We start from the raw sequence: 24,124 nt of genomic DNA on the forward strand, positions 1-24,124 counted from the left end.
GTCATAAGCTTTGCGAATGGGTTTTCGTACATGGAAACAGTAAGAAAGGATCTGCTGCCCTTCCTTAAGAACAGCAAGTCGCTGATGATTGAACAATTGCAGGCATTTTGTGAAATCAACACAGGCAGTGAAAACCTGCAAGGGCTGTCAAATATGCTTGCGGCTTTAAGATCGGTGTTTTCCCCTTTGGCCGATGAGATTCAAGTTCGCAAATTTTCACCCATCTCTGTCATGGACATGGAAGGGACTACTTTCCAGCAACCCTGTGGGGACGCTCTTTTTATTCGTAAACGACCGGAACTAGAACGGCGGGTTTTATTAGTCGGCCACATGGATACCGTCTTCGCTGCTGATCACCCCTTTCAAAAGACACGCTATATCAACGAGCATCAAATCAATGGCCCTGGAGTAACGGATATGAAAGGGGGATTAATCGTTATGTTGCATGCCTTAAAGGCTTTTGAACATATGGAGAGCAAAAACCGATTGGGTTGGGATGTGATAATTAATGCCGATGAGGAGCTTGGCTCCCCTGCTTCCCAGGTCCTATACGATGAAGTTGCAGCTCTCTATCAGGTGGGATTGGTTTATGAACCAGCAATGGATGCTCAAGGAACACTGGCCAAAAATAGAAGCGGTAGTGGCAAATTGACCCTTGTTGCGACAGGAAAAAGTGCACATGCCGGCCGTTCTTTTAATCAGGGACGCAATGCCATTTGCTATTTAGCCGAAGCCATCACGGCCATCCACAAATTGAATGGCTTAAAAGAGGGGGTCACCATCAATGTCGGTAAAATAGCCGGCGGTGAAGCCTTAAATGTGGTACCCGATAAAGCTGTGGCCAAATTGGATGTTCGCATTAGCCAACCGGCTGATGAGCTCTGGGTGAGAGAGCAGATTGGCCAAATTATTCATACACTTAAGCACACTGATTACAGTCTAACGTTACATGGTTCGTTTGAACGCCCAGTAAAACGCATTAATCAGGCGACCGAACGTTTATTTACCCGCATTCAACAAATTGGAAGTCAATTGGGTTTGCAATTCGATTGGCAAGACAGCGGCGGCTGTTGCGATGGCAACAATCTTGCCCAACACGGTTTGGCTGTATTAGATACCTTGGGGGTTCGCGGCGGTAATATTCATAGCAGCAATGAATTTATTTTATTAGATAGCCTGGTTGAACGCTCTGCACTTAGTGCATTATTGCTAGACGACCTATCTCAAGGTGGACTTGAGGAATTAAAACAATGATGTTGCTTCGCCCTGTTCGCGAAAACGATGTAGATGCCATTTTAGAATTGGCATTACACTCTGGTATTGGAATGACTACCCTACCCAAAGATAAAAGCCTTTTACGAAAGCGTTTAAAATTATCACTCTCCTCCTTTAAAAAATCCGTTCACCATCCCATCAATGAGTATTATTTATTTGTACTGGAGGATCCTGCTACTGGTAAAGTGGTCGGAACATCAGGAATCGAAGCTTCAACCGGTTATGAATTACCTTTTTATTCCTACAAAATATCCAAGCGCACGCGAATTTGCCATTCATTGAATATACGCAGCGATTACGAAATACTGAATTTAGTTAATGACAATCAAGGTCGAAGCGAGATTTGTACCCTTTTTCTCGAACCTGGTTACCGGCACAACAACAACGGCTTGTTATTGTCACGGTCGCGTTTTTTGTTTATGGCGCAATTTCCCAACCGCTTTGCCCCGATTGTAATTGCTGAAATGCGTGGCATCTCAGACGAGCTGGGACACTCACCCTTTTGGGACAATGTCGGTAGGCATTTTTTCCATATGCCCTTTGCAGAGGCAGATAGATTGACCTCCTCCACCAACAAGCAGTTTATTGCGGACTTAATGCCACGAAGTCCCATCTATGTAAAACTCTTAGCTCCTGAAGCTCAGGCAGTCATTGGCAGGCCTCACCAATCCACCATTCCTGCTATGAATATTTTAATGCGTGAAGGGTTCCGCTATAACCATTACATTGATATTTTTGATGCTGGCCCAACCATTGAAGCGCCTACGAATCAGATAAGAACTCTAGCAATGAGCCGTGTATTAAACTTAAAAAGCATCAGTGATGAAGTCAGCTCAAAACCCTTTCTCTTATCCAACACAAAACTTGATTTTAAGGCCACTCTCAGTCAAGCCATGGTGAATGACCAGCAAGGCTGCTGCATTATTAGTAAGGATACGGCTGAGCTATTACAGCTTAGGGCTGGAGACTACCTCAGGCTATCCCCTTTACACACGGAAAACTTAAATCTAAGTGAAATAAAAATATGAATACGAACAAACATCATGCTACGCATTATATTAATGGCCACTGGCTATCAGGAGAGGGCGACTCCTTTTATTCCAAAAATCCTGTGGATTCAAGCGTGGTTTGGCAAGGGCGGGAAGCCACTTCAGAAGAAGTTTTTGCAGCCTGCGAAGCAGCTCATTTGGCTCTTTCCCCATGGTCTTTGCTGAATGTTTCAGAGCGTTGCTCATACTTAGACAACTTTGCCAAAGAAGTCGAAGCTAAACAGGATGAATTGGCTTATCTAATTTCATTGGAAACTGGCAAACCTCTGTGGGAATCAAAGACAGAAGTCAATTCAGTCATTACAAAGATAAGCATATCCGTGCAAGCTTATCAGGAACGAAATGCAGAAAAGAAATTCCAAAGCGGTGAAGTAAATGCAAATATAAGGTATAAACCTCATGGAGTAGTTGCCGTTTTGGGAGCTTTCAATTTTCCAGCCCATTTAAGCAATGGCCATATTGTACCCGCCCTATTGGCTGGTAATACTGTGGTTTATAAACCGAGTGAACTGGCTCCTGCAGTAGCGCAATTCATGATTCAATGCTGGCATGAAAGCGGCATACCTTCCGGTGTTATCAACTGTGTCCAAGGTGGGGTAAAAACAGCACAATGTCTCATGAGCACCGACATTCAAGGTCTTTATTTTACTGGCAGCTATCGCGCTGGCAAGGCAATTCATCAGTACTTTTCCGGTAGGCCAGAAGTTATTCTTGCACTCGAAATGGGTGGCAATAACCCCTTAATTGTGGACGCCATTAAAGATATTAAAGCGGCAGTATATCAGACCCTTTTGTCCACCATGCTTACCTCAGGACAACGTTGCAGCTGTGCAAGACGGCTATTTATTATCAATAATTCAACCGGTGATGAGTTTTTGCAACAATACGTCAAAGCTTGTCAGCAGTTAGCTATCGGTACTTTTAATGATCGCCCAGAACCCTTTATGGGGCCAGTCATTAATCATGAACACGCTCTTAAACACCTGGAAGCCCAGGAGAAATTGCTGGCCTTGGGTGGGAAACCCATCTTAAAAATGAGTTTGCTAAAAGAAAACAGTGGTTTTCTTTCACCAGGAGTCGTGGACATGACTTCGATTCAAACTGCACCGGATGAGGAAATTTTTGCTCCTTTTGTGCAAATTTATCGCCACGAAGAACTAACAGAAGCAATCCAGATGGCCAATCAAACCCGTTATGGCTTAACAGCAGGTCTTTTAAGCGAAGATAGTGGGCAGTACCAGCAGTTTTATTATGGCATTCGCGCAGGCCTTATCAATTGGAATAGACCGACCACTGGTGCTCTGAGCAGTCTTCCATTCGGAGGCGTAGGTTGCAGCGGTAATCATAGGCCTAGTGCTTATTTTGCTGCCGACTATTGCAGTTATCCTATAGCCAGTCTAGAACAAGATAAACTGTCCGTGCCTAAATCATTGCACCCTGGAATTATACTGGATTAATTATGCCTGCTTTCGAACTCAATTTGGATGGTTTGGTGGGACCAACTCATAACTACGCGGGTTTGTCTCCAGGAAATGTTGCTTCAATCATGAATGCTCTGAGCTTGTCTGATCCCAAAAGCGCAGCATTGCAAGGATTGGCAAAGATGCGCTTATTGCATAATTTGGGCTTGAAACAAGGGGTGTTACCCCCTCATCAACGTCCAAATTTGCACCTACTTCATCAAATGGGTTTTCACGGCAGCCCATCTCAACAGATTGAAAAAGCCCTAAGAACTGCGCCTGAACTCTTAAGTGCCTGTTACTCAGCCTCCAGCATGTGGGCAGCAAATGCAGCAACTGTTTCAGCAAGCGTGGATAGTGCGGATGGGAAACTGCATTTTACCGCCGCCAATCTGATTAGCAACTTACATCGCCACCAGGAAGCGGATTTTTCTCATGATTTATTAAAGCAAATTTTTGCTGATCCAATGCACTTTGAGCATCATCCCGTTCTTCCAAAGACTGCAATAACCAGCGATGAAGGAGCAGCTAACCATAATCGCATTTGCCGTTCCCATGGCACACCGGGTATTACTCTTTTGGTTTATGGTAAACGTGGGTTTAGAGATCAATTAAAAGGCCCTAACAATTACCCGGCAAGACAAACACTGGAGGCTTCCCAAGCCATTGCAAGGGCTCATCAATTAATCCCGGAGCAAGTGATTTTTGCTCGCCAAAATCCAAAGGCTATTGATGAAGGGGTTTTCCATAATGACGTCATTGCCGTGGCCAATGAAACTGTATTGTTGATTCATGAAGAGGCTTGGTGTGAGCAAAAGCACATCTTGGCAGAGCTTAAAGCTAAGCTTGAATTTCCGCTTAACCTTCTTGAGATTCGCTCTCAGGAATTAAGTGTCGCAGAAGCGGTCAATACCTATTTATTTAATTCCCAGCTGGTAAGCCTTCCTAACAGCCGCGGCATGGTTCTCATAGCGCCAGCGGAATGTGAGCAAAATCCAAGAACGAAATTCATTATTGAGAGCCTCATCGCCGATCAAAGTAATCCGATTAACCAGGTCTATTACCTGGAACTTAAACAGAGCATGCAAAATGGCGGCGGGCCTGCTTGTTTGCGCCTTAGAGTCCCCATTCAAGAACTTGAACTGACAAGAATGCATCAGGGCATTTTAATCGATGATGCACTTCTTAATCAGCTGGAGCATTGGATTAATCGTCACTATCGTTCTGAGCTGCAACTTAAAGATTTAAGTGATCCATTATTCATAGATGAATGTCTAACGGCTCTTGATGAGCTAAGCACTTTGCTGAATTTGGGCTCAATTTATCCTTTCCAACGTGAGTAAGTAAACCCTATGTGGAAGACTTTTGGGGGCAAATGCATTTATCAATCTCCAACTGGGATACAGGTGTATCAAAATGTCCTGTTTCGGTGGCTGAAATTTAACAGCAGGCCTTTGCAAACCCTTATAAACCGCTACATGCCCCACTGCCCAGAACTTTACTATGTCAAACCGTTCACTGTTTTTGTTCGTGTTAAACCAGCCTCTTGTTGTATGTTGGGTTTAGGTGGTGGAGGCGTAGCTCATGCACTATGGCCCTATCTGGGAAAAATTAAAGTTACTGCGGTAGAAAATGATTGCGAAGTGATTGATATTGCCCAGCGTTATTTTATGTTGGATCAACTTTACAATCTAAACGTAATTCATCAGGATGCGCGCTTATTTGTTGAACAAACGACTGAGCAATTTCAGCATGTTTTGGTGGATTTGTTTGAAGCCGAAAATTTTCCCTTGCAATGTAACAATGAAGCCTTTTTTAGTCACTGCAAACGCATTTTGCTGGATTCAGGCATTCTTGCTATCAATTTGGCCAATCGAGAGGAGCAGTGGCCAATAATGCAGCTGATTAAAAACAACTTTCACAACACCTTAGCAGTAGCTATTAAAAAATCCGCCAACATTGTCGTTTTTGCAGTTAAAAATGAGCCAGTGGATTTTTTACCCACTGTCCTAAAACAGTCTAAGAAACTCAATGCACTATTTTGGGACAGCAAGTGGGGCCAGATTGCCGAGATAACAGGCTAAATTAATTGCTAGGGCTTGTTTTCTCAACATTTGCTTCATTTAATTTAATCTCGCAATCGGCTAGACGAATGATCGTATCGATTGAGCGTTGCACTTCACCTTTGGTTAGCGGGTTGAATGAGCCCGTGTTATATGCCGATTTAAGCATGGCTAATGGAAATGCCAGCGAGAAAAGGATCTTGCCTACTGAGTCTAATAATTCAAGGGCGGTATCAAGGAAGAATTGAGGGCCACCACAATATTCAGAAAAGGATAGGCAATAAGGAATTGCACAAACAAGCCCTGCTAACATTTTAACGGGTGTACACACGAGTCCAATGACACCCATGAATAAATCAACCACTAAATTGCCGCCCATCATCCTATCTACTTGCATATGGATTTTGCCTCCCGTTACATCGGTTATATCGGCACAGGACTCCTTGATTGCTCGCGCACAGTTGATAATGCTGTTGTAATCAGGATCTTGCTTGCGCAATTCATCTCTTATTTTGCGTGCTTCTTCAAGAAGAGCACTGTAATAGACATATCTTCCACTGCCATTTAGTAAGGCAAAGGCAGGAACTTCATCATCAAAGGAAGGTTCCAGGGAAAAATGCTCTCTTGCTCTGAAAATCTCTGGAGTATTGAAGATTTTTTCTAAATCAATTTCTTTTTCTAAATGGTTTTGGTAATGGATCTGTGAAGCAGATTGTGATTTACGAAGATAATAGGTCCAACTTCCCTGGCATAGCTCGGCTAAAGTTGCTTCCAGGTGATGTGCTACTCGATTGATTTGGGGCTGTTCAAAAAACATAATGTACCATTCTTGAGGATTAAACAAAAAGTGGATGTTATCACAAAGCCACATAAGGGTTCCATTTGCGCAGTTAGCCACCCAAATTGGTAATTGGACATCCTGAGGCTAGAATTTGTAATTACAGGAAGGATATGGACGGAATTAATTCCAGTTGATTTTCTTCACTCTATAAAAATAAATGCAGCCTGGTCTACAAGGGACAGATTATAAGCTCAATATTTATGCACTAATAATGGAGAGCAGCTGGAACGAGGATAGGCTATGCCTCTTCCCAAGGCTTTTCAGAACCGAAAGCTTAAGAAGAGGCTAGACGATTAAATTTCCATTAAATCTTTTTCTTTTTCTACTAGAACTTCATCGATTTCGGCAATGTATTTATCCGTTAATTTTTGAATCACTTCATTGGCTCGTCGTTCATCATCCTCAGAAATTTCCTTGGATTTAACAAGCTCCTTTAAATGATTGTTCGCATCTCTGCGAATATTGCGAATTGCGACGCGCCCTTGTTCCCCTTCCCCACGAACAACGCGAATCATTTCCTTGCGGCGTTCTTCAGTTAAGGGTGGCATTGGAACACGTATGGCACTCCCAGCCGTGGCAGGGTTTAAACCAAGATCAGAAGTTAAAATGGCTTTTTCAACCGCTGCCACCATGGATTTTTCCCAAGGTGTAACCATGATAGTACGTGAATCACTCACAGTAACATTAGCGACCTGATTAATGGGAGTTAAATTACCATAATAATCAACTTGCACGTGATCAAGTAAACTGGCATTAGCACGACCGGTTCGAATTTTCGTCAGATCATGTCGCAACGTTTCAACTGATTTTTTCATTCGCTTTTCAGCGTCCTGCTTGATCTCATTGATCATGGTTTGCTCCTACTATGGTTCCGACTCTTTCACCGAGAACAATTTTTTTCAGCGCATTTGGAGCCGACATATCAAATACCTGGAGAGGCATATTATGATCTTGGCACAGACAAATGGCTGTTAAATCCATCACTTCTAAACCTTCGCTTAAAACCTGTTTATAAGTCAGAAAATCATAGCGAATGGCTTGAGGGTTCTTGAATGGATCTTCGGAATAAATTCCATCCACTTTAGTTGCCTTTAAGACAACATCAGCACCTACTTCAATCGCTCTTAAGCAAGCTGCTGAATCAGTGGTAAAAAATGGGTTCCCAGTACCCGCAGCAAAAATAACCACATGGCCATTTCTTAAGTGAGTCATGGCTTTTCTGCGATGATAAGGGTCTACAATACCAAGAATAGGTATTGCAGACATAATGCGTGCTGGTAGATCAATTCGCTCCAGCGCATCCCTTAATGCCAATGCGTTCATTACAGTGGCAAGCATACCCATGTGATCGCCGGTAACCCGGCCGAGTCCAGCTTCAGACAAAGCTTTACCCCGAAACAAATTACCGCCACCAATAACAATGCCCACTTCCACACCCATCTGGATGAGTTCGGCCACATCTTTAGCCATGCGGTCAAGAATAGATGGGTCAATCCCAAACTGGACTTTTCCCATTAATGCTTCACCGCTGTACTTTAGAAGAATTCGCTTATATTTTAAATGGGGTTGTTTATCGCTCATCATCAATCACGAACCTGGGCCATTACTTCTTCAACGAAATTATCTTCTTTCTTCTCAATGCCTTCTCCTACTTCGAAACGAGTAAAAAACAACACTTCCGCATTCTTTTCTTTCAATAATTGCCCAACTTTCTTATTGGGATCTTTAACATAAGGTTGACCCAACAAGCTCACTTCATCGACAAATTTGTTGATGCGACCTTCAATCATTTTATCGATAATTTCTTGTGGTTTTCCGCTTTCTCTCGCTTGAGCAGTAAAAATTTCACGCTCATTTTCGATTGCTTCTGCAGAAACCTGGTCTCGACTTACTACTATTGGGCGGCTTGCAGCGATATGCATAGCAATGTCTTTGGCAAGTTCTTCATCGCCATTTTTCAAAGCAACTACCACACCAATACGTGTTCCGTGCAAGTAATAACCAATAACTCCATCGGTGACCACTCTTTCCATCCGTCTCAACTTGATGTTTTCACCGATCTTTGAAACCAGTTCTTGACGAGTTTGCTCGATAGTAGTATTAGACCCAGCTATTGTCTCCTGTGACAGGACTTCAACATCAGCTGCGGATGAAGACAATGCCGTTTCACCGACTTTTTTCGCAAAATTGGTGAAATTTTCATCCCGGGCAACAAAGTCGGTCTCACTGTTAATTTCAAGAATGACTGCAGAATGTTTATCAGCAGAACGTTCAATAACAATAACTCCTTCTGCAGCAACCCGATCAGCTTTTTTATCAGCCTTGGCCTGACCTGCCTTACGCATTTCCATGATCGCTTGCTCAATGTCACCATTGGTCATGGTCAGGAATTTTTTACATTCCATCATGCCTGCACCGGTGCGTTCACGCAATTGCATCACTAAGGAAGCACTAATCGCCATACTTAATCCTCCACATAGCAAAAAGGGACACGCCCAACAGATTTTGAGGTGCCCCTTCTCGTTAAAAGTTAATTATTCACCCGCTTTTTCTACTTCTTTATCATTCACAGGAACTTCAACAAATTCAGCATCTGAAGACACACCGCCAACTGTATTGCCTTGCTTCGCATCAAGAATAGCATCAGCAATGCAACGTACGTAAATATCCACGGCGCGCATGGAGTCATCATTGCCTGGAATGATGTAGTCAATGTTATCAGGATTATTATTGGTATCTACCACACCAATCACTGGAATCTTCAGACGGCGAGCTTCTTCAACAGCGATGTGTTCAAAGCCCACATCAATGACAAAAAGAGCATCGGGTAATCCACCCATGTCCTCGATACCACCTAAGCTACGCTCTAATTTTTCAAGCTCGCGAGTAAGCATCAAAGCTTCTTTTTTAATCATTGAAGCAAAATCGCCCCTTTCGCGCATCTCTTTTAATTCTTTCAGGCGAAAAATTGATTGACGAACGGTTTTCCAGTTGGTCAACATTCCACCCAGCCAACGATGATCCACGTATGGCATACCACAACGTTTTGCATGTTCACGGATGCTGTCCTGGGCTGCTCTTTTAGTACCCACAAACAGAATCTTAGCTTTGTTTGAAGCCAGACGCCCTACGTAATTGACGACGTCACTCAACATTGGTAAGGTTTTTTCAAGGTTGATGATGTGAATTTTGTTTCTTGAGCCAAAAATGAAAGGAGCCATTTTTGGATTCCAATATCGGGTTCTATGACCGAAATGTGCACCCGCTTCTAGCAGTTCACGCATACTAACATTCATATAAATCTCCAGGGTTAAGCCTCCACGCTTCCCATGCGGTACTCATTAATGAGACCCCACCGCATGTGACGAAACGTGTGTGTCGTTAAAAGCGCCGTATTTATACCATAATGAGGCAAATTCGGCAACGTCATTGACTTTAATTTATTTTTTTTTATTATAGTTAAACGATTTTCATATATATTTGAAAATCACGGTCTATACTCATTGCTGGAAGTCAATAACTTTAACTAAGGATAGTAAAATGAAGAAAATATCGCTAGCTGCCGTTGTTTTATCTTTTGTGATGGGACAAGTGGCTTTTGCTACTAGTTCTGATACCACCACATCCTCTAGTACTACTGGCTCAACACCTGATCAAACGATGACCACAAGCACTTCGAGCAATCCATCTGATCAAATGGGCTCTCATTGTGGTTGCGGTAATCATATGAAGCAAATGTTAAGTGCTTTAAACCTGGATTCTTCTCAACAAACCAAGGTTCAGGCAATCAAAAGTCAACTGATGCAAACTCTGCAAGCCAATCGTGAGCAAATGAAATCAATCCGCTCTCAAATTCGTGATTTGGTTACATCTGACACTCTTGATGATGCTAAGTTAAACAGTTTAGTTGATCAGAAGAAAGAATTGATTGCGCAAATGATGAAGGCAAAGGTTACTGCTAAACAACAAGTTTATAGCTTGTTAAATGACCAACAAAAAGCCCAGTTCAAGCAAATGCTTCAACAATGGGAACAAGACCGTGAAAACCACAAATGCTAAACTCTCAAACCCCCGCTTGACGGGGGTTACTTTTTTAAAGAGACGAAACTGCAATTCGATTGATACATACACACATTTAGTATTAAACATCTTATTGTAAGCCCAGGATTTCTAAATCAATTAGAAATTGTTCTTAAAAATTTCTTATAATAATAATTATCGTAATTTTATACGATGACTTGCAGGCCTGTGCTAATATTTATATTTTTGCGGATTGATCAGATGGCTGTAACTATAAAAACCAATGAAGAAATTGAAAAAATGCGTGTCGCTGGACGACTTGCAGCTGAAGTTTTGGAAATGATTGGTCCTTACGTCAAGGAAGGAATAACCACCGATGAATTAAACAATATATGCCATAACTATATTGTAAATGAGCAGAAGGCTATCCCTGCCCCTCTAAATTACAATGGCTTTCCTAAATCCATTTGCACTTCAATTAATCATGTGGTCTGTCATGGTATACCAGGGAAAAAGGTTTTAAAAAATGGTGACATTATTAACATCGATGTTACCGTTATTAAAGATGGCTTCCATGGGGATACCAGTAAGATGTTTTTTATTGGAGCCCCCTCAATTCAAGCGAAGCACGTGGTTAACATTGCACATGAATGTTTATTCATCGGAATTGAAATGGTGAAACCAGGAGTGCGCCTGGGAGATATTGGGCATGCCATTCAAAGGCATGCTGAAAAAAACCGCTGCTCAGTCGTACGTGAATACTGCGGCCATGGAATTGGCCGAATATTCCATGAAGATCCTCAAGTGTTACACTATGGTACACCTGGCACTGGTGAAGTATTAAAACCAGGCATGACGTTTACCATTGAACCCATGGTAAATATTGGCAAGCATCATACCCGGTTGTTGCCAGACGGTTGGACTGTGGTAACCAAAGATCATAGCCTTTCTGCGCAATGGGAGCATACCTTATTGGTGACTGATGATGGAGTCGAAATACTCACCTTGCGCAATGAAGAGCGATAATCGCCAATTAAAACAATCCATTAAAGAGTTCAAGGAAGAACTTTGCGCAGAATTTTGTCAAAACGCGAATATTGCTGCAATTACAAGCAAATTAGTTCATTTTATAGATGGAATTTTAATCACTCTCTTTCAAAAAAATAACCTGCACCTCGGAAATAAATTTTGCTTGTTGGCTGTAGGGGGTTATGGACGTAGAGAACTGCAACTTTATTCTGACGTCGATTTATTGCTTTTGCATAACGAAACCATATCAAAAATTCATACTCAGCGAGCCCAAGCCTTTATTCAAGATGCCTGGGATATAGGTTTGGAAATCAGTCATCAAATTACTACTCTCAGCGCTTGCGCGGATTTGGCTAGCAAGGATTTGAGCGTAATTTCCAGTTTACTGGACATGCATCTACTGGTTGGCAGTGGCTCTTTAATGGAAGAGTTGATGTACCAAATCCACCCTCTCCATATGTGGCCTAGTGAAGCCTATTTTTTTGCAAAACTGCAAGAGCAGCAACAACGCTACATTAAATATGGTGAGACCGCCTATAACCTGGAACCGAATTTAAAAAATGGCCCAGGTGGCTTACGCGATTTGCACATTCTGTTAAACATCAGTAAACGTCATTTTAATATCAGCAAACTGGCTGAAGTCATTCCCAGCGGATTCATCACCAATAAAGAATACGAAGAATTAATTTTTTGTCAGCACTATCTTTGGCGCATCCGTTTTGCATTGCATATGGTTGCTGAAAAACCGGAAGAACGCCTGCTTTTCGATTATCAATTGAAATTAGCCCAATTGTTTGGGTTTAAAGATACACCTCATTCCCTTGCAGTTGAGCAGTTCATGAAGAATTATTTTCAAGTCATTAAACGCATAAGAGAGCTCAATGAGATGCTGCTGCAATGGTTTTCTGAAGCCATTGTTCATAATCAAAAATTAAAAGTTACCCCTTTGGATAATCATTTTCAGCTTGTTAATGACTACATCGAAGTCAAACATCCCTCCATCATCGGTCAAAAACCAATTGCACTTCTTGAACTATTTCTGTGGATAGCTAAACGACCCAGCATCAAAGGTGTCCGCGCCAGCACCATCCGTCTTATACGTGAGCACTTGTACTTACTCAGTGAAAAATTTCGCAATACCATTGCAGCGACCCAATGTTTTTTGAGCATTTTTAAAACCGCTGAAGATCCCTATGAAGCCTTGCATCACATGAACCGCTATGGTGTTTTAGGTCAATATTTAAACTGCTTTGCGGTGGTAACTGGCCAAATGCAATATGATTTATTTCACGTTTACACCGTTGATCAACATACTTTATTTGTAATACGCAACCTGGCCCGTTTCCTAAAACCCGAATACAGCAAACAATTTTCATTGGCGGCCAAACTTATGCCTGCTATCAAAAAACCTGAGGTATTGTATTTGGCCGCCTTGTTTCACGACATTGCCAAAGGGCGCGGTGGCGATCATTCTGAATTAGGGGCTGAAGAAGCCTATCACTTTTCCCTTCGCCATGGCTTGGATGACCAGGAACGAAATTTACTGGTATGGCTTGTGAAAAATCATCTGATCATGTCACAAACAGCACAAAGACAAGATATTTACGACCCCAAAACCATTCAACAATTCTTAAGTCTATTGCCCCAAGCTGAATATTTGGATTACCTATATCTACTAACTGTGGCAGACATCTGCGCCACCAATATAAAATTGTGGAACAGTTGGCGAGATTCCTTACTAAAAGAGCTTTATCATGCCGTCCATAGGGCAATTGCAGAAAAAGATCTACTGGATGAGACAGCATTAATCAATTCCCGCAAACAACAGGCAAAACGTATTCTTCTCAGCGATGGATTTGCTAAGATCAGCATAGAGAATTTATGGTCAAACTTCAAAGCCAGGTATTTTCTCCATGAGCCAGCTGAAATTATAGCCAAGCACAGTAAATCCATATTGACTTGTGAGCATTTCCCTTTAGTACTGATTATGCCTCATCACAGCCAGGGAGGTACCGAAGTTTTGATTTATATGCCGCATATGGATGAGCGTTTTACGATTACGACCACAGTGCTGAGCAATTATCAGACAACCATTCAAGAGGCCACAATTTTAACCTGTGAGAATGACTACGACCTTGATACCTACATTATTCTCGACGAACAACATCAAACCTTGTTCGACAACAATCAAATCGAAACCATTCAAAAAGCCCTCCAATCCGCATTGATGACCCCTCAGGAACTGCCGGGGATCAACCCACGACGCGTTTCACGCACGCAGGCTCATTTTAATTTAAGGCCCCAAATCCATTTTGGGGAAGATTCTCAACATCACAGCAGACTGTTTCTAATTACTACAGACAGGCCAGGTCTTTTGGCCACCATAAGCCGTATTTTTTTAACGATGCGCGTTGGTTTACACAATGCTAAAATCGCAACATTCGGAGAGAGAGTAGAAGACATGTTCTTCATTAGCAATCAAGATGGAAAAGCTCTAAGTACAGCAGAAAAAGATCAATTAAAGGAGCGATTGCTTGGTGAGTTATTAATTGATTGATGGGAATTTCAGATATATAAATTAAGCCTGAAAATCTAATAATTATCGCCGTTTTTTAAAGAAATCCTCCAACAAAGCAGCACAATCCCTTTGCATAATACCTTCATCAATTTGTACCTGATGATTTAAAGGATAGCCTTGGAGTAAATTGTATACCGAACCCGCAGCCCCTGCTTTAAAATCACGCGCAGCATAGACAACCCTTTTAATTCGCGCATGAACCATAGCTCCTGCGCACATGGAACAAGGCTCCAAGGTAGCGTATAAGGTGGTATTTAGAAGGCGGTAATTTTTTAAATTTAAAGCCGCCTCCCGCAAGGCAATCAGTTCAGCATGCGCACACGGATCATGCGTTCGCAAGACCTGGTTCCAGCCACACCCTAAAAGATTATTATCAGCATCAACAAGAACAGCACCCACCGGGACTTCACCCTGTTCTTTTGCCTTAAGGGCAAGTTCATAAGCTTTGGTCATCCAGAAAGCATCATCATTCATGATGGTTGCATTGCCTCAAAAAGATTAAACGGTATTTGGCTCGGTTAATTACTCCCATTCAATCGTCGCAGGGGGTTTTCCGGAAATATCATAGGTTACTCGAGAAACACCAGACACTTCGTTGATAATACGATTGGATACCTTCGCCAAAAAATCCCAAGGAAGTTGCGCCCAATGTGCGGTCATAAAATCAATCGTTTCTACAGCCCTTAAACAGATTACATAATCGTAACGACGACCATCTCCCATGACCCCGACACTTTTTACAGGAAGAAACACAGCAAAGGCCTGACTCACTTTATGATATAGGCCCTCATTTTTTAATTCTTCAATAAAGATGGCATCGGCTTGGCGTAAAATTTCAGCATATTCTTTCTTTACCTCAGCTAAAATGCGAACTCCCAAGCCAGGTCCTGGGAAAGGATGTCGATAAACCATGTCGTAGGGCAAACCCAATTCCAGCCCGATTTTTCGGACTTCATCTTTAAACAGTTCCCGAATTGGCTCTAATAATTTAAGGTTTAGAGTTTCTGGTAATCCACCCACATTGTGATGGGATTTAATGACTACGGAAGTTCCGTTATTCACTCCAGCTGATTCGATGACATCAGGATAAATTGTACCTTGGGCTAACCATTTGGCGTTTGGGAATCGCTGAGCCTCTTCGTCAAAAATTTCAATAAAAGTATGGCCAATAATCTTCCGCTTCTTTTCCGGGCAAGTAATGCCGGCTAAAGCATTTAAAAATTTTTCTTCGGCATTAACAACGATGATGTTTATTCCCATGTGTTCTCCAAACATGGTCATCACTTGCTCTCTTTCGTGCAAGCGAAGCAGACCAGTATCTACAAAAACACAAACCAGTTGGGAACCGATTGCCTCATGCAGCAATGCAGCCACCACAGAGGAATCTACCCCTCCTGAAAGACCTAATAAAACCTGTTCTTCACCAACTTGATGACGAATAGTTTGAATGGCTTGTTCAATAATGTTGTCGGCAGTCCAGCTGTTGTCTGCTTGACAAATATCAATCACAAACCGTTGTAAGATTCTTAAACCTTGCAAGGTGTGGGTTACTTCAGGATGAAACTGCAAACCATACCAATGCTTGGCTTCGTAGGCCATCCCGGCAATTGGAGCATTCCTGGTTTCACAAATAACCTCAAACCCAGGAGGCAGACGGGTCACTTTGTCTCCATGACTCATCCAGACATCCAATAAAGCGGTGCCATCCTCTGTCGTTCGATCTTCAATGTTTTCAAGTAAAGAACTATGCCCATGCAAACGCAATTCAGCGTAACCGAATTCACGTATATTGGAAGATTGTACTTCTCCTCCAAGCTGTACAGCCATCGTTTGCATTCCATAGCAAATCCCTAACAGCGGCAAACCCGATTGAAATAACCACTCCGGTGCTCTCGGGTTTGTCTCGAGAGTTACCGTTGAGGGCCCCCCGATAGAATAATGCCACATGGATTTAATTTTTGTAGAATTTCAATAGGGAGGTTATGAGGATGTATTTCACAATATACCCCCATTTCGCGGACTCTTCGTGCTATTAATTGAGTGTATTGAGAACCAAAATCCAGAATAATCAAGGGTTTTTGTTTAATATTTTTCATAATTTAAAACTAGTCAATTTGATAATTGGGAGCTTGCTTAGTGATGTTGACGTCGTGAACATGAGATTCGCGCATGCCCGCGCTAGTCACTTGTACAAATTTAGCCGTGTCGTGAAGCATTTCAATGGTTTCAGCACCCGTGTAGCCCATACAGGATCTCAAACCCCCCATAAGCTGATGGATAATCGTTTGCACAGGACCCTTATAAGGAACGCGGCCTTCAATTCCTTCAGGCACGAGCTTCTCACTACCCTGGCTGGCATCCTGGAAATAACGATCGCTGGATCCCTGCGCCTGTGTCATCGCACCAATCGATCCCATACCGCGATAGCTCTTATAGGTACGACCTTGATACAGTTCAATTTCACCGGGTGATTCTTCTGTTCCAGCAAACAGGCCACCGAGCATCACGGTATCGGCACCAGCAGCCAATGCTTTGCAAACGTCTCCTGAGAAACGAATTCCACCATCGGCAATAATAGGCACTTGGCCTTTCAGACCCTCAGCCACATTCGCAATGGCCGTAATTTGCGGTACACCAACGCCTGTTACAATTCGGGTTGTGCAAATGGAACCGGGGCCAATCCCTACTTTTACGGCATCGACACCTGCTTTCACTAAATCAAGGGCTGCTTCTGCTGTGGCAATATTGCCGCCAATGACCTGCACATCTGGATAATTTTTCTTAATCCAGGCTACCCGGCTTAAAACACCTTGAGAATGTCCATGTGCCGTATCCACTACGATCACGTCAACACCCGCATCAACCAGGGCAGCTACACGTTCTTCGGTGCCTTCACCCACTCCAACAGCAGCCCCCACGCGTAATTGTTCAAAACTATCCTTGCAAGCGAAGGGATTTTCTTTGGCTTTTTGAATGTCTTTAACCGTAATTAAACCACGTAAATTGAATGAATCATTCACTACCAACAATTTTTCAATGCGATGCTTGTGCAATAAACTTCGTATTTCTTCACGGCTCGCACCTTCCTTCACGGTAACTAAACGGTCTTTGGGGGTCATCACGGCTTCTACCGGCAAAGATAAATTGGTTTCAAAACGGATGTCACGGCTTGTAACAATACCAACCAATTGTTCACCATTTATAACGGGCATACCCGAAAAATTATGTTTGGCCATTACCTCAAGCAATTCCTTCACCGTCATTTTAGGTGTGACAGAAATCGGGTCTTTAACCATTCCGCTTTCAAATTTTTTTACCTTGCGCACTTCATTGGCCTGCGCATCAGACGTCATGTTTTTATGGATAATGCCTATGCCGCCTTCTTGAGCTAATGCTATCGCCAGACGGGCTTCTGTTACCGTATCCATTGCAGCGGATAGCAAAGGAATATTTAAGGTAATTTCACGGGTAAGGCGGGTTTTTAACGAGACTTCTTTTGGCAGGACGGTTGAGTGGGCGGGAACTAATAAAACATCATCGAAGGTTAGTGCTCGTTGCACGATAGAAAGCGACATACCCACACTCCTGGAATTAAATTAACCGAACATTATACAATCATTATAGGAAATCGCAAATTTATTTAATAAAGGTTTTGTACTTTTACAAAGACTGTTTACCACAAGTGGATAAACAACTTGCTTGATCCAACCTGTTTTCTAAGAACTGGCTTGTATTTATTGCATCTTTAGAGTCATCAGAGCACCAATACATAAGAGTCATTAAAAAAATTGTGGTCAAGACGGTTTCTTCTATCAGGCGTTGAAAACCAGACGTACTTCGCTGTGCAGCTTCACACCACCATTGAACTGTTCGACTTACACGTAAAATTCCTGAAATTTGACTGTGAAAATGTCCTGGTTCAAGTTGTGCCCAAAGCATCTGTTTTGCTACGCTTCGATGTTGTTGCAACACTTCAAACCAGGACATCAACAAAGCGTGCAAACGTTTACTCGTCCTAAGATGCACAATCTCAACTTGTTTTGAGCGAGATAACATGGCGTCGTCAGCACGATCAAAAAAAGCCTTCGTTAAATCGTTCTTTTCACGACAATAACGATGTATATCCTGTAATCCAATTTCAAGTTGCTGGGCAATGTCAAACAGCCTTAAATTTTCCCAGGAATTTTTACTAGCCAGGGAAAGAGCAGTATCTAGTATTTGGTTTAAGCCTGCACCGTCATTTTTCATATGAAATTCCTTATATGCCCCTATACTATTTATAGAAAAAAATTTGAAGGATTGCAGACTTACTACGGGCTAACTTGATAAATATGAATTCGGTGACTACGCTCAAAATGAAGCATTATGATTTTCAACTGGATCTAAATATAACTGTTTGTTTATATTAATAACTCATCTGCAAGGATGCTATCATGAAAAAATTAGTATTTTTGTTAGCACTAGTTGGTTCGTCAATTGCTCTTGCCGGTTGTGGTTGTTGTGGAGCCTCCTCTTGCAATGGCTGTGGAAGCTATGCCACTGTTTGTTGTGGCTCTAATGGCTGGTATTAAAATCATTTTTCAATAAAAAAATCCCCGGACTGTGTATTGATTCACAGTCCAATTTTTTCTTTGACATCAAATTCTTGCCTCTCCTTTTATCTTAAAAAAACTTCTAATTTGCTTTGAAATTTATTGCTGGTGGAGCGGCAATGTCGATGAAATTATATCCCTTGGCCAAACTGATAAATTAGAATGGATTTTTACTTAAATCTGTCTTTTTAAGCTTGAATAGAATAAACAATAGCGTGTAAACTGAACGAAAATAATTTAACTCCTCAATGAAGAAGGAAGGATTCAGCGTTGGCTAAAATTATTGTCGTCACATCCGGAAAAGGTGGAGTCGGTAAAACAACCACTTCTGCAGCATTTTCTTCAGGCCTGGCTATGCTTGGTCATAAGACCGTGGTCATTGACTTTGACATTGGTCTTCGAAATTTAGATATCATTATGGGCTGCGAGCGACGAGTTGTTTATGATTTTATTCATGTCATTAATGGCGAAGCCAATTTAAATCAAGCGCTGATTAAAGACAAACGCCTGCCTGATTTATGCATCTTGCCCGCCTCTCAAACCCGTGACAAAGATGCACTTACGGTCGAAGGCGTTGAAAAAATATTAAATGAGCTGGCTAAAGAGTTTGAATACATAATTTGCGATTCACCCGCAGGCATTGAAACGGGTGCATTGATGGCGATGTATTTTGCAGATCATGCTATTGTGGTCACTAACCCTGAAGTTTCCTCCGTACGTGACTCTGACAGGATCCTCGGTATTCTGGCTAGTAAAACAAAGCGGGCCATTGAAAATCAACCCCCTGTACAGGAGCATTTACTCCTTACCCGTTATGACCCAGAAAGGGTTGAAAAAGGAGAAATGTTGTCTGTGGACGATGTCAAAGAAATTCTTGCTATTCCTCTGATCGGTGTTATTCCTGAGTCTAAGGCGGTACTAAAAGCTTCCAATACAGGAACACCGGTTGTTCTTGATGAAACCAGTGACGCCGGGCTTGCTTACCAGGATGCCATTGCACGTTTCCTTGGCGAAAGCAGACCCATGCGGTTTATTCAAAGTGAACGCAAAGGACTATTGCGCCGCTTATTCGGTAAAACCAAGGAGGATGTCCCAGCATGAGTCTATTCAGCTACCTACGAAAACGAAATAGTACGGCTTCTGTTGCCAAGGAGCGCTTGCAAATCATTATTTCTCATGAGCGCTCACAACGTAACACGCCAGATTATTTACCCAAGCTGCAGGAAGAGATTTTGGCTGTTATTGCGAAATACATTCGCATCAGCCGAGATCAAGTTAGTGTGAATCTTGAGCGACTTGGTGACAGTTCTGTTCTTGAATTGAATGTTACCATGCCTGATGGGGTGTTAGAGGAAGTTTAATCAGCCATCAGGCTACAAAACATACCTCAAGACGCTAACAATCAGGATGACTACGGCCAAGGCAATTAATGGCCTTTTGAATAGCCCGTACATGGCTTCTTCAACTCCATGACGAGCCATGAGTCTTATCATCTTCATTTTTTGTGATCTTTGTCCTTTAATCGGCCTTTGATTCTCATCTAGTAATCTTCCTTGTAAGTTAAATTTAAAAAAATTATCTTTATCGTAATAGGACAAACCATAATCAAAAAACAACTGCTCTCCTTCAACAATATCTCGTGAGGCGGTAAAGAGAACCAGCTCTATGCCATTTAATAAACAACGTTTAGGCGATAGATTGGCTCTAAGAAAATCAGAACAACCGTTTTGCCCAGGCTCTGGATTGGGTGCATGATTAAAAAATCTCGCAGTATTTCCATATTGCTGCGCATCTATCCCCATTAACAAACAATCGCGCTCTGGTCCATAATAATATTTTGAGTGCTCATGTTTTTTTGTCTTTACACCTAAATAAAAAGCGACAGGTTCATTTTTCTTAATTTTTTCTCGGCTAAACCCGCCAAAACCAATCAATGGGTTAATATAACGTAATTCAAGCCGTTGAAAATTTTCCTGCAGCTGGAAAAATCCAAGAATCTCAGGTTGAGATATAAACAAATCATCCCCATTCACCTCTTGGGGTAAATCAGCAAAAGATAATTCATCCTGCATCAGCAATGTATCGCAAAAATGAAAGTCAAAACCGGAATCTTCAGAAATGATTCCATTTAATTGATTTATTGATATGTATCTTTTAGCTCTTTTTGTAGAATCCAGAGATAAGGGGATCCGATAGTTTATTTTAAGTGCTGCGCTAGCATCCGTTGAATTGATTTTAAAATGACAATTTTTAGGATCACTTGCCTGTATTAAAGTCGCATAAATATATTTTGCAGTATTTAACAAATCCTCTGTCGTCTTACTTTTGTATTCATAGACATGGCCGTTAGAGGAGAGTACTGGATGGGAAAGAAGTGGGTGGAAAAAAGAATTTTTTTTTAAATCATCTAAACCCATCGATTTGTGATTATTAAGCACAACAGTTCTTAAACTTAAATCCAAAACTGCGGTTTTGTAGGGAGATTGGCTATTGTGATTGCTAAGACTAATTCTTACCATGGCTTTATGGTGCTAGAAGGTTTTGCTTCCTGAAAAGTAGAATTTGAGCTCTTCCAACGGAAAATTGCAAAATATGACCTTTAAGATTCTTGAAATGCAGGAATATTCTTAAACAAAATAATCCAATTAAGCATTTCAAGAATTCTCCTTAAGACTTTCGAATTAAGTACAATATCTAAACGACTTCCGTAGCCAAGTCACCTTCACTTGAGGTAGCCCGCTTTTTTCGCTCACGCCCTTCTCGTTCAACAACAGGCCTTCGCAACTCATCATCGCTGAAATCGTCTACAGCGATGACTGCTTGTCGAGCCTTTTCAGCCTCACGTAATCGAGAAGCTTCCTCGAGAGTAAAGATTCCGCTTTTTTCAGCTTCATCAATTTGCTCAAGCATAGTTAAACCCATTACGCTGCCTTCTTTGACAGCACGGCCCAGTTTCTTTTCAAGATCTTCCACAGCACAAATTTTTCTAAAAGTTTCTTCCAAACGACCTAAAGGACAATTTTCTAAGGGTTCAGCGAAAACGACTTGAGTCAATCTCGCTCTTGATTGATTTGGCGTAGTTAGCAAATGAGCAACACGTTTGCCCAATTGATCAGCCGGCTTATAATGGCGTGGACCAAAAGGCTGCAACAGCAAGCGCAAGAACAGTCGTCCCCAAAGGGCAGGAAAATTGCCTATTAGTCCTTGGATAGCAACTTCACATTCACTAAGCAACTCTCGGCAACACCAACCAACAAGAATTAAATCTTCTGCCGGTTCTCCCTCATCATGAAAACGTTTCAAAACCGCAGAGGCCAAATACAGATTACTCAGTACATCTCCTAAGCGTGCGGACAACTTCTCTTTTCGTTTTAGTTCACCGCCTAAAAAAGCCATGCAGAAATCGGATAAGAACGCTAGATTTGCACTATAGCGATAAACCAGTTGGTAATATCGTTTTGCTTTACTCTTTGGAACCGGAATCAAATAACCGTTTGTAAATGCAAATAACAGGGATTTGCTAAAGTTAGCAAATACAAAACTTACATGTCCCCAAAAGGCCTTATCGAACAAGGACAAGTCGTTTGTTCTAACGCTCTCCAGCTCTTGATATACATAGGGATGGCAACGAATTGCACCCTGGCCAAATATGATGAGGCTTCTAGTTAAGATATTCGCTCCCTCCACTGTGATGCCGATGGGGGTATTTTGAAAGCTTCGTCCAAGATAATTATTTGGCCCTAAGCAAATCCCTTTGCCACCATGGATATCCATGGCATCAAGGCCTACGCGGCGAGCTCGCTCAGTGCTGTGGTATTTTAAAATTGCTCCGGCCACAGAGGGCTTTGCTCCATGATCAATGGCGGCTGCAGTCATCGTTAACCCAGCATTAATTAGATAGGCATTTCCAGCAATCCTAGCCAAAGGTTCTTCAATTCCCTCAAAATTTGCGATGGGTTGGTTAAACTGTTTGCGAACTCTTGCGTATGCCCCACTTGCTAAAGCACCCGCTTGCGCCCCACCGTTTGCACTGGAAGGCAGGGAGATAGCCCGGCCTGCGCTTAGGCACTCCATGAGCATACGCCAGCCAGAACCAGCCATGTCAGCCCCTCCGATTAGAAAATCTATCGGAACAAAAACATCCTTACCCTGTGTAGGTCCATTTAAAAAACCGGTATTGAGCGGAAAATGCCGGCGGCCTTTTGTGACTCCTGGTGTATCTGCAGGAATTAAGGCGCAACTGATCCCAACATCAACACCTTTCCCTAGTATATTGTCCGGATCAAAAAGGCGGAACGCCAAACCAATCACCGTTGCAACGGGGCACAGAGTGATATAGCGTTTGTTCCAGTTCAACCGAATACCTAAAACTTCTTGGCCATTATATTCACCTCGGCAAACGATTCCCTTGTCCGGAATTGAAGCTGCGTCTGATCCTGCATTAGGGCCTGTTAAAGCAAAGCAAGGGATCTCCCGTCCATTTGCTAATCTCGGTAAATAATAGTCCTTCTGTTCCTGAGTACCGTATTTTAACAATAACTCAGCAGGGCCTAAGGAATTAGGAACTGAAATGGTGCTGCCTACCGTGATTGAACGACCATAAAGCCTTGACAAAATGCTAAACTGCGCTGTTGCGGAGAACTCCAAACCTCCATATTCCTTCGGGATAATCATACCCAAAAATCCGTTTTCTTTGATAAATTGCCACATTTCAGGAGGCATATCCGTGCGCACATGCGTTATGTCCCAATCATCTATCATGCGGCAAAGCTGGTTGACTGGACCATCCATGAAGGCTTGCTCTTCATCAGTCAAGCTCACAGTTGGAGCGTTTAGAAGTTTATTAAAATCAGGGGAACCACTGAATAAATCGCCCTCCCAACTCACCGTACCTGCTTCTAATGCCTCCCTCTCTGTAGCTGACATGGATGGTAGCGCTTTACGAACTTTGTTAAATAGCTGACGAGAAATAAATTGGCTTCGGAATGGTTTAATTGAGCAAAGCAGGAGAACTGCAAAAGTTAACCATAAAAGAGACTGCAGGATAACACCAGGCTCCCCAAATTTCAGCACAAGCAATGCAAATATGGCATAACTGATGGTCCACACCACCAAAGACGCTTGTTTGACCAGCAGTAAGAAAACCCCAGAAATCACCGCCAGTACAATTAGACTTTGCAACACTGTTTTCTCCTTTCAGTAATTGATCCTGATAAT

Annotated in this window: 21 protein-coding genes and 1 pseudogene; 11 read left to right on the plus strand and 11 right to left on the minus strand. The window is 42.2% G+C overall.

Annotation, left to right across the window (positions count from 1 at the left end; genetic code table 11):
- Positions 1-30 precede the first annotated feature (30 nt).
- Genes EL203_RS07985 through EL203_RS08005 form a run of 5 tightly spaced genes read left to right on the plus strand, consistent with a single transcriptional unit; the run spans position 31 to position 5,868 of the window.
- Positions 31-1,254 carry a hydrolase gene (locus tag EL203_RS07985; RefSeq protein ID WP_082647153.1) on the plus strand — a complete coding sequence of 408 codons (1,224 nt, stop codon included), beginning with the start codon at positions 31-33 and terminating at the stop codon, positions 1,252-1,254.
- Positions 1,251-2,303, plus strand: coding sequence for an arginine N-succinyltransferase (locus tag EL203_RS07990; protein WP_058470821.1), 1,053 nt, complete (start codon positions 1,251-1,253; stop codon positions 2,301-2,303). Before EL203_RS07985 ends, EL203_RS07990 begins: the two co-directional genes overlap by 4 nt.
- Positions 2,300-3,781 carry a succinylglutamate-semialdehyde dehydrogenase gene (gene astD, locus EL203_RS07995; protein WP_058470820.1) on the plus strand — a complete coding sequence of 494 codons (1,482 nt, stop codon included), beginning with the start codon at positions 2,300-2,302 and terminating at the stop codon, positions 3,779-3,781. Before EL203_RS07990 ends, astD begins: the two co-directional genes overlap by 4 nt.
- Positions 3,782-3,783: 2 nt before the next feature.
- Positions 3,784-5,127, plus strand: coding sequence for an N-succinylarginine dihydrolase (gene astB, locus EL203_RS08000; protein ID WP_058470819.1), 1,344 nt, complete (start codon positions 3,784-3,786; stop codon positions 5,125-5,127).
- 9 nt (positions 5,128-5,136) lie between these two features.
- Positions 5,137-5,868, plus strand: a complete 732-nt coding sequence (locus EL203_RS08005) for a spermidine synthase (protein ID WP_058470818.1) — start codon at positions 5,137-5,139, stop codon at positions 5,866-5,868.
- Between the two features lies 1 nt (position 5,869).
- On the opposite strand, the gene EL203_RS08010 is transcribed toward EL203_RS08005, so the two are convergent.
- From EL203_RS08010 to rpsB, 5 genes are all read right to left on the minus strand, one after another.
- A complete protein-coding gene (locus EL203_RS08010; protein ID WP_058470817.1) occupies positions 5,870-6,718 on the minus strand; it encodes a hypothetical protein in 849 nt (282 codons plus the stop codon).
- Between the two features lie 263 nt (positions 6,719-6,981).
- Positions 6,982-7,539 carry a ribosome recycling factor gene (gene frr / locus EL203_RS08015; protein ID WP_058470816.1) on the minus strand — a complete coding sequence of 186 codons (558 nt, stop codon included), beginning with the start codon at positions 7,537-7,539 and terminating at the stop codon, positions 6,982-6,984.
- Positions 7,529-8,272 carry a UMP kinase gene (gene pyrH / locus EL203_RS08020; RefSeq protein WP_058470815.1) on the minus strand — a complete coding sequence of 248 codons (744 nt, stop codon included), beginning with the start codon at positions 8,270-8,272 and terminating at the stop codon, positions 7,529-7,531. Before pyrH ends, frr begins: the two co-directional genes overlap by 11 nt.
- Complete coding sequence (gene tsf / locus EL203_RS08025; RefSeq protein WP_058470814.1) at positions 8,272-9,150, minus strand: translation elongation factor Ts; 879 nt, start codon at positions 9,148-9,150, stop codon at positions 8,272-8,274. Before tsf ends, pyrH begins: the two co-directional genes overlap by 1 nt.
- Before the next feature lie 72 nt (positions 9,151-9,222).
- The gene (gene rpsB, locus EL203_RS08030) at positions 9,223-9,984 is read right to left on the minus strand and encodes a 30S ribosomal protein S2 (protein ID WP_058470813.1); all 762 of its coding nucleotides are present in this window, start codon (positions 9,982-9,984) and stop codon (positions 9,223-9,225) included.
- Between the two features lie 244 nt (positions 9,985-10,228).
- On the opposite strand from rpsB, the gene EL203_RS08035 reads away from it, so the two are divergent.
- From EL203_RS08035 to glnD, 3 genes are all read left to right on the plus strand, one after another.
- The gene (locus tag EL203_RS08035) at positions 10,229-10,747 is read left to right on the plus strand and encodes a Spy/CpxP family protein refolding chaperone (RefSeq protein ID WP_058470812.1); all 519 of its coding nucleotides are present in this window, start codon (positions 10,229-10,231) and stop codon (positions 10,745-10,747) included.
- A 222-nt stretch (positions 10,748-10,969) separates the two neighbouring features.
- Positions 10,970-11,734: a type I methionyl aminopeptidase gene (gene map / locus EL203_RS08040; protein ID WP_058470811.1), complete on the plus strand. Its 765-nt coding sequence runs from the start codon at positions 10,970-10,972 to the stop codon at positions 11,732-11,734.
- Positions 11,721-14,294, plus strand: a complete 2,574-nt coding sequence (gene glnD, locus EL203_RS08045) for a [protein-PII] uridylyltransferase (RefSeq protein ID WP_082647152.1) — start codon at positions 11,721-11,723, stop codon at positions 14,292-14,294. The genes map and glnD overlap by 14 nt, the downstream gene beginning before the upstream one ends.
- A 42-nt stretch (positions 14,295-14,336) precedes the next feature.
- On the opposite strand, the gene tadA is transcribed toward glnD, so the two are convergent.
- The 4 genes and pseudogenes from tadA to EL203_RS08065 all read right to left on the minus strand — a co-directional run bounded on the left by tadA (position 14,337) and on the right by EL203_RS08065 (position 18,563).
- Complete coding sequence (gene tadA / locus EL203_RS08050) at positions 14,337-14,789, minus strand: tRNA adenosine(34) deaminase TadA (protein ID WP_058470809.1); 453 nt, start codon at positions 14,787-14,789, stop codon at positions 14,337-14,339.
- 48 nt (positions 14,790-14,837) lie between these two features.
- Positions 14,838-16,411: pseudogene (guaA, locus tag EL203_RS08055) on the minus strand (glutamine-hydrolyzing GMP synthase).
- Between the two features lie 9 nt (positions 16,412-16,420).
- On the minus strand, positions 16,421-17,890 hold the full coding sequence (gene guaB / locus EL203_RS08060; protein WP_058470807.1) for an IMP dehydrogenase: 1,470 nt from the start codon (positions 17,888-17,890) through the stop codon (positions 16,421-16,423).
- Positions 17,891-17,975: 85 nt separating this feature from the next.
- Positions 17,976-18,563, minus strand: a complete 588-nt coding sequence (locus tag EL203_RS08065) for a ubiquinone biosynthesis protein COQ9 (protein ID WP_058470806.1) — start codon at positions 18,561-18,563, stop codon at positions 17,976-17,978.
- Between the two features lie 185 nt (positions 18,564-18,748).
- On the opposite strand from EL203_RS08065, the gene EL203_RS14395 reads away from it, so the two are divergent.
- From EL203_RS14395 to minE, 3 genes are all read left to right on the plus strand, one after another.
- Positions 18,749-18,886: a hypothetical protein gene (locus EL203_RS14395; RefSeq protein WP_165481222.1), complete on the plus strand. Its 138-nt coding sequence runs from the start codon at positions 18,749-18,751 to the stop codon at positions 18,884-18,886.
- Between the two features lie 291 nt (positions 18,887-19,177).
- Positions 19,178-20,008, plus strand: coding sequence for a septum site-determining protein MinD (gene minD / locus EL203_RS08070; protein ID WP_058470805.1), 831 nt, complete (start codon positions 19,178-19,180; stop codon positions 20,006-20,008).
- Positions 20,005-20,268 (plus strand): cell division topological specificity factor MinE, encoded by a 264-nt coding sequence (gene minE, locus EL203_RS08075; RefSeq protein WP_058470804.1) that lies wholly within the window; start codon positions 20,005-20,007, stop codon positions 20,266-20,268. Before minD ends, minE begins: the two co-directional genes overlap by 4 nt.
- Before the next feature lie 12 nt (positions 20,269-20,280).
- On the opposite strand, the gene EL203_RS08080 is transcribed toward minE, so the two are convergent.
- Positions 20,281-21,426 (minus strand): SET domain-containing protein-lysine N-methyltransferase, encoded by a 1,146-nt coding sequence (locus tag EL203_RS08080; protein ID WP_058470803.1) that lies wholly within the window; start codon positions 21,424-21,426, stop codon positions 20,281-20,283.
- A gap of 175 nt (positions 21,427-21,601) precedes the next feature.
- Positions 21,602-24,091: an acyl-CoA dehydrogenase gene (locus EL203_RS08085; RefSeq protein ID WP_058470802.1), complete on the minus strand. Its 2,490-nt coding sequence runs from the start codon at positions 24,089-24,091 to the stop codon at positions 21,602-21,604.
- Positions 24,092-24,124: the final 33 nt, after the last annotated feature.

The organism is Legionella jordanis, from assembly GCF_900637635.1.
GTDB lineage: Bacteria > Pseudomonadota > Gammaproteobacteria > Legionellales > Legionellaceae > Tatlockia > Tatlockia jordanis.